Origin of the sequence: Mucilaginibacter psychrotolerans (assembly GCF_004519315.1) — a bacterium.
GTDB classification, from domain to species: domain Bacteria; phylum Bacteroidota; class Bacteroidia; order Sphingobacteriales; family Sphingobacteriaceae; genus Mucilaginibacter; species Mucilaginibacter psychrotolerans.
The window spans coordinates 46,035-53,137 of the sequence record NZ_SOZE01000039.1 but is presented as its reverse complement, the minus strand read 5'-3'; the positions used below and the strand labels follow the sequence as shown (position 1 = coordinate 53,137).

Annotated in this window: 6 protein-coding genes; 1 reads left to right on the top strand and 5 read right to left on the bottom strand. The window is 46.3% G+C overall.

What is annotated here, in order from left to right; genetic code table 11:
* Positions 1–307: 307 nt before the first annotated feature.
* Positions 308–496 carry a DUF2683 family protein gene (locus tag E2R66_RS24590; RefSeq protein ID WP_133235928.1) on the bottom strand — a complete coding sequence of 63 codons (189 nt, stop codon included), beginning with the start codon at positions 494–496 and terminating at the stop codon, positions 308–310.
* 698 nt (positions 497–1,194) lie between these two features.
* On the opposite strand from E2R66_RS24590, the gene E2R66_RS24585 reads away from it, so the two are divergent.
* Positions 1,195–1,881 (top strand): cyclase family protein, encoded by a 687-nt coding sequence (locus E2R66_RS24585; protein ID WP_133235926.1) that lies wholly within the window; start codon positions 1,195–1,197, stop codon positions 1,879–1,881.
* A gap of 317 nt (positions 1,882–2,198) precedes the next feature.
* On the opposite strand, the gene E2R66_RS24580 is transcribed toward E2R66_RS24585, so the two are convergent.
* The 4 genes from E2R66_RS24580 to E2R66_RS24565 form a co-directional block, all read right to left on the bottom strand.
* The gene (locus E2R66_RS24580) at positions 2,199–3,833 is read right to left on the bottom strand and encodes an ABC-F family ATP-binding cassette domain-containing protein (RefSeq protein WP_133235924.1); all 1,635 of its coding nucleotides are present in this window, start codon (positions 3,831–3,833) and stop codon (positions 2,199–2,201) included.
* Between the two features lie 329 nt (positions 3,834–4,162).
* Positions 4,163–4,531, bottom strand: coding sequence for a DUF5655 domain-containing protein (locus E2R66_RS24575; RefSeq protein ID WP_133235922.1), 369 nt, complete (start codon positions 4,529–4,531; stop codon positions 4,163–4,165).
* A gap of 358 nt (positions 4,532–4,889) precedes the next feature.
* On the bottom strand, positions 4,890–5,741 hold the full coding sequence (locus E2R66_RS24570; RefSeq protein WP_133235920.1) for a TIGR02757 family protein: 852 nt from the start codon (positions 5,739–5,741) through the stop codon (positions 4,890–4,892).
* A 161-nt stretch (positions 5,742–5,902) separates the two neighbouring features.
* A complete protein-coding gene (locus tag E2R66_RS24565) occupies positions 5,903–7,042 on the bottom strand; it encodes a cystathionine gamma-synthase (protein WP_133235918.1) in 1,140 nt (379 codons plus the stop codon).
* Positions 7,043–7,103 lie beyond the last annotated feature (61 nt).

Here is a 7,103-nt window from a genome sequence, read left to right as displayed (position 1 = left end):
CTAATTTTATTGAAGTCAATCATGTGGAAATGTATTTAAATATTTGAATTTCAGACACTTAAATATACTTACATTTCCTTTGATTGGCAAATCTATTCTCAATTATTAATCGAACTCAGGTATATAGTGATTTTCGCCGTTGTTGGTGTTGTCACCAACAACTTACCGGATGTCTTTATTAAACAAAATGCCCGCGCATTTTTCGGCCGTTGTAGCAAAACGGTAAATACGTTGTATTTAAACATCGCGGTTTGTTGGAGACAACTCCAACAAAGGGGTAAAAATGAGGTATTTACCTATAACTCTTCTATTTTAAATTTAAACTGCCCCATACATCGTTCGGATCAACGGTTTTATAACTACCTCTTTTTTCGGCGTTTTTTACCATCGCCACAAAATCAGGGGCGTAGGGGCTTTGCTCTGTTTCAACACTTATTTTTAATGCTTTAGCATTGGCTTTTAAAACTCGCAATTGCTCTTTGTTTTCGGGTTGCATTATCAATTCTCTACATACAAATATAAGAATTTATGACCTGGCAATTACCTGCCCCATCGGGGCAAAAACGTCGGTAGCAAAACCAAAGCAGAATTGCCGTGCCATAGGTACGGAACAACACCATGCAATTTGCGCGTTGGTTAAGTGGCGTACCTACGGCACGCAAATATCAATTCCATTCGTTTCTACCGACGTTTGGCCCCCATGGGGCAGTAAGAGGGAAGTTGAATTTCCGCTGTTGTCAATAGCAAAATAATACTAAACACATTTCCATTGCCCCATCAGGGCAAAACGTCGGTAGCAAACACAAAACAGAAATTTTACCCGTGCCGTAGGTACGGAACAACCGCCATACAATTTGCGCGTTGGTTAAGTGGCGTACCTACGGCACGCAAATATCAATTCCATTCGTTTCTACCGACGTTTGGCCCCCATGGGGCCCATAAGAGGGAAGTTGAATTGCCGCTTTCGTCAATAGCAAAATAATACACAAACTTTGCCATTGCCCCATGGGGCAAAAACGTCGGTAGCAAAAACAAAACAGAAATTTTGCCCGTGCCGTAGGTACGGAACAACAGCATGCAGGTACAGCCGAATCGGCGAGGGCCGCTTTTGCCATTGTTGCCATTGTCACCACCAACACTGGCGGAAATTTATATGGCTAATAGCAAAGTTTTATATCTTAGCTATAATCTTTTATGCAATCATCCAAAAAACAACCAGCCACTAAATTTATCGACCTAAGCCACACTATCGAACATGGCTTGATAACCTATAAAGGCTTGCCCGCGCCAATTGTGTGCGATTACCTAAGCAGGGAAGACTCTAAAAAGTTTTATGACGAAGGTACCGAATTCCAGATAGGTAAAATTGAAATGGTTACCAATACCGGCACTTATATGGACTGCCCTTTTCATCGGTTTGCAGATGGGAAGGATTTCTCTCAGATTGGCCTGGAATGCTTTACCGACCTGGATGCCATTGTAGTAGGGTTGCCGTTTACGGATGAGTTGGCCATTACCGCAGCACACTTAAAGAATTACGAATTAAAAAACAAGGCGGTTCTGCTTTATACCGGATGGGCAGAACATTGGAACACAGAACTGTATTACGATAATCACCCTTTTGTAACTGACGAGGCCGCCCTTTATTTGCGGGACAGTGGCGCAAAACTGGTAGGTATTGATAGCCATAATATAGATGATACCTCGGGCCGTACAAGGCCAACGCATACAACACTTTTAGGAGCGGGTATTTTAATTGTAGAGCATATGTGCAACCTGCACCTGCTTCCATCACATGGTTTTACTTTTAGCGCTATCCCGCCAAAATTTAAGGGTGTAGGTACCTTCCCGGTAAGAGCTATGGCAAAAGTGCCTTGTTAAGGCATTGGCAATTGTAACATCTTTAAAAGCAGGTTTATTAGCGCCTTTGTGGGTGACAACAACAACACCAACAAAGTCGGAACCCTCGAAATAAATTTGGCTTTGTGTCCTTTGTGTTTCTCCCTTTGTGGACTTTGTGGTAAAATTTAACCACCAAGTCCGCAAAGATTAGCATACCGTTTAGCGCAAAGGGCACAAAGCCTATCTTGACCAAATTTAGTTTTGTTGTTAAACACTGTATTATATTTATGATACAGACTCTTCATCCAGGCGGTTACCATCAACACTAATTTACCCCACAGATCTGGTATAGCCTTTTAGCTTTGTTCTATCTCTTTTAAGCTATCCATTTTTTTGTAGGCCAAAAATCCTTTGATATCCTCAAAGTGCTCGCGAACGCGTTTATTGCCAAACTCGAATACTTTTTTGGCCAGGCCGTCCAGGAAATCCCGGTCGTGCGATACCAGTATCAGTGTGCCGTCGAAATCTTTCAGCGCATCTTTGATGATATCTTTCGTTTTCATGTCCAAATGGTTGGTGGGCTCATCCAGTATCAGCAAATTCACGGGTTCTAACAGCAGTTTGATCATGGCTAAACGCGTTTTCTCTCCACCGCTGAGCACCTTTACTTTTTTGGTAATGTCGTCGCCGCTGAACATGAACGCGCCTAAAAGGTCCTTGATTTTTAGCGAGCCATCGCTTAAGGGTATCTGGTCGATGGTTTCGAATACCGTTAAGTTGCCATCGAGCAAGGCGGCCTGGTTTTGGGCAAAGTAGCCTATCTTGGCATTATGGCCCACCTTTAAGCTCCCTTCAAATTCAATCTCGTTCATGATCGCTTTGATCATGGTAGATTTACCTTCACCGTTCTTGCCCACAAAAGCAACCTTTTCGCCCCGCTCAATCACCATAGATGCGTTTTTGAACACCACGTGGTCGCCATAGGTTTTGGTGAGGTCTTCTACCATTACCGGGTATTGGCCCGAACGTGGTGAGGGTGGAAATTTCAGCCTTAATGCCGAGGTGTCTACTTCGTCTATCTCAATCACCTCCAGTTTCTCCAGCATTTTTACGCGCGATTGCACCTGCAGGGTTTTAGAGTAGGTACCCCTGAAGCGGTCTATAAATTCCTGGTTATCGGCAATAAAACGCTGCTGCTCCTCGTAGGCTTTTAATTGGTGTACGCGGCGGTCGGCACGCAATTGCAGGTAATGGCTGTATTTGGCTTTATAATCGTATATGCGGCCCATGGTAACCTCGATGGTGCGGTTGGTAATGTTATCTACAAATGCCCTGTCGTGCGAAATCACCATCACCGCCTTGGCCGAATTGATGAGGAAATCTTCCAGCCACTGTATACTTTCGATGTCCATGTGGTTAGTGGGCTCATCTAATAGGATCAGGTCCGGTTTTTTCAATAAGATTTTGGCCAGTTCTATACGCATGCGCCAGCCGCCCGAAAACTCCGAGGTTTGCCGCGTAAAATCCTTGCGTTCGAAGCCCAGGCCTTTGAGTACTTTTTCTGCCTCGGCATCGTAATTGGTATCTTCTACCGAATACACTTTTTCACTCAGTTCCGATACCCGTTCGATCAGCTTCATGTAGTCGTCGCTATCGTAATCGGTACGGATGGTGAGTTGTTCGTTTACTTCATCCAGTTCCTTTTGCAATTTATTCGCCTCGGCAAAGGCTTTCATGGTCTCTTCAAAAACGGTAACCTTGTCTTCGGTAAGCAGGTGCTGCGGTAAGTAGGCAATTACCGCCTCTTTAGGGCCGGTAACACTTCCGGTAGTTGGTTTGGCTTCACCGGCAATAATCTTGAGGATGGTAGATTTACCGGCGCCGTTCTTACCCATCAGGGCTATCTTGTCGTTTTCGTTGATGGGGAAAGTTACGTCGCTGAACAGGGTGGTTCCGCCAAATGAAACGGAAATGTTATTTACATTGATCACAGTGTGGGCATTTTGATTTGCGGGCAAAGATAAAGAAAGTGATAAGTTTACGGAAACCAGGATTGCACCGGTTAGGAATTGATTCAGGGGAATCGCTTTTAGGTTTTTCATTCCCCTCTTGAGAGGGGGCGTGGTGGATTGTGTAATGGGAGGGGTGTGTTCGCAACATTGCAATGGCACAATGCATAGCGGCAAACACACCCCTCCACCCCTCTCAAGAGGGGAATCGCACGTTCCATCGCGCGCAATATTTTAAAAGCGATTTCCCTGGGAATTGATTACACCGATTTTGTATCTTCTCCCTGAAAATTCTGATTTAAAACCGGTTACTAATTCTCCTCGTTATACGCCAGCTTCATAAATCCAAGCACCTCATCGTTCAAATCTTCAGGCGTCAGCATTCTGAAATGGTGGTTATATTGCTGCTGCCCCGGCACCTGCGCAATCTTCTGAAAGCATAAGTTATCCGGGTACACCTGCTTAAAGGGGAATACCACATGGACGAAGTTCTTCCCCAATTGCGTAAGCCAGGCGATGCGCTTATGGCTGTTGGAGATGCCTATCATGGTTTTGGTAGCTTCCACCTGTATATCGCCTACCTTCCCGAATTCTACTATGAAATGGTGAAATAGCATTAAAGTATGTTCGGATTTACCTGTGAGGAAGGCGGAGAGTTGGAGTTCGTGGGCGGGAGTCATGATTTAAAGATAACAAAATTGTCATATCGAACGAGCGATAGCGAGGAGATATCTTGTTGTTGATGCACGGCCAACCACTTTGCATGACTGCTTTGCATTACTAACAAGATTTTTCGCTGTCGCTCAACATGACAAAGAGAAAAACAATGCCGCTTGTCATGCTGAGGAACGAAGCATCTAATCGCCACAACGCAAACCGGCTATACTTCGTGGCTATTAGATCCTTCGTTCCTCAGGATGACAAAAGAGAAATAATCTTGTTGTTGATGCAAGGCTCACCAATTGCGTGACTGCTTTGCATTACTAACAAGGTTCCTCGTCGCTTCGCTTCCCTCGACACAGGGAGGAGTGTTTTTGGTTAAAACTCCGGCAATATCCCCTCTAAGCCCCACCTTTCCTCAATCCCCAAGCCAAACAACGCGAAATCATATTTCACGGGGTCCAGCGGGTCAAGTTCGCGCAGGTTTTGGGTGAGTTCGAGGGCGGTTTGCCAGTCGGTTTGTTTGCGGGTGATGAGTTTGAGTTTGCGGGCAACACGGTCAACATGCAGGTCGCAGGGGCAAATAAGGTCGGCGGGCTTCAGCTTGTTCCATATGCCGAAATCTACGCCTTGCTCGTCCTTCCTAACCATCCAGCGCAGAAACATGCACAGCCGCTTGCAAGTGGATTTTTGCGAGGGCGAAGAAACATGCTTTTTAGTGCGGTTGGGGAAATCGGGAAACGACATGAAGTAGGAACGGAAATTATTCAATGCAACCGTAGCCCCCTCCGCCCCCTGAAGGGGGAACTTTTGATTTGCACCTTTGGTAGCTGGCTCCCCCTTTAGGAGGCGGGGGGGGCTTGCCATAAAAGCCTCTTCAAGCGATTGATGGCGTTCATAATGATGCCTGAAAAACGAAATAAAGTACAGCGTATCGATATCGTTAAAAGTGCGGTGCTTAAAGTTGAGCAGTTTCTTTAAGTCAGGTTCTTCGTGATTGATGATGAAATCATAAGGCGCGCCATCCATCAGCATAATGAGTTCTTTGCACTTATTGATGATGGTAACGCGCTGCCCCCAGGCTAAGGTTGCCGCCCAAAAGCCCATGATTTCGATATCCTGCTTTTTGGTGAACAGGTGCGGGATGCTCACAGGATCGTTGGCGATAAATTCGGGGCGGCTGTATTGGGAAACTTTTTGGTCGAGGAATGCTTTGAGGTTGTCGTTCATTTTATCTCAAAGCGTCATTGCGAGGCACGAAGCAATCTCCCGGGAAGCAGAGCTCCTTTGCGAGTCGCTTTTCCTGCTTAGAGATTGCTTCGTTCCTCGCAATGACGCGGTGGTTATGTTTTCGTCTTTCTTGACTCTTGCCTCTTATCTCTTCACTCTTCTTACGCAAGCGCCTGTTTCAAATCTTCCAGCAAATCTTCAATATCCTCTACCCCTACGCTTAGGCGTAGCAGGTTATCTACCACGCCGGCTTTGTCGCGCTCGGCTTTGGGGATGCTGCCGTGGGTCATACTTACGGGGTGATTGATCAATGATTCCACGCCGCCTAATGATTCGGCCAAAGAGAACACTTTAAATGAGCCGGCAATGCGGAAGGTTTCCTGTAGGTCGGCATCTTTTAATACGATGGAGATCATGCCGCCAAAATCGCGCATCTGCCTTTTGGCAACCTCGTAGTTCGGCGAATCGGGGAAACCCGGCCAGTAAATTTTTTCTACCCTTGGGTGGTCCTTCAGGAACTCCGCTACGGCCCTGCCGTTCTCGCAATGGGCCTTCATACGCAGGTGCAGGGTTTTAATACCACGCAGTACCAGGAAGCTGTCCATAGGCCCGGGTGTTGCACCGCAGGCGTTGTAAATGAACCAAAGCTTTTTGTATAGCTCCTCGTCGTTCAGCATCAACGCACCCATCACTACATCGGAGTGACCGCCAATGTATTTGGTTACGGAATGCATCACCACATCGGCACCCAAATCTATCGGGTTTTGCAGGTATGGCGAAGCGAAGGTATTATCCACCACGAATAGCAGATTATTTGCCTTGCTTATCTTACCGATAGCCTCGATATCCACCACCTGCATGGTAGGATTGGTCGGCGTTTCTATCCAGATGAGTTTGGTTTTATCATTGATGTATTCTTTTACGATTTCAGGATCCTTCAAATCCAGGAAATGGAATTTGATACCGTAGTTAGCAAAAATTTTGGTGAAGATACGGTACGAGCCGCCATAGAGGTCGTTACCGGTAATTACCTCGTCGCCCGGTGCCAGCAATTTCATCACGGCATCGGTTGCGCCCATACCGCTGGAGAATGCCAGTCCGTATTTTGCGTTTTCCAAAGCGGCTAAGCAATCTTCCAGCGCCTTGCGGGTTGGGTTGGTGCCGCGCGAATACTCGTACCCCTTGTTATCCCCCGGCGATTTTTGCCAGTAGGTGGAGGTTTGGTATATCGGCGTCATGATAGCGCCTGTAGTTGGATCGGGCTCCTGCCCTGCGTGTATTGCTTTTGTTGCGAATTTCATAAGCCCTGTAAAGTCCAGCCCCCCAACCCCCTGAAGGGGGAGCCGAAGGTTGTTATTTAAT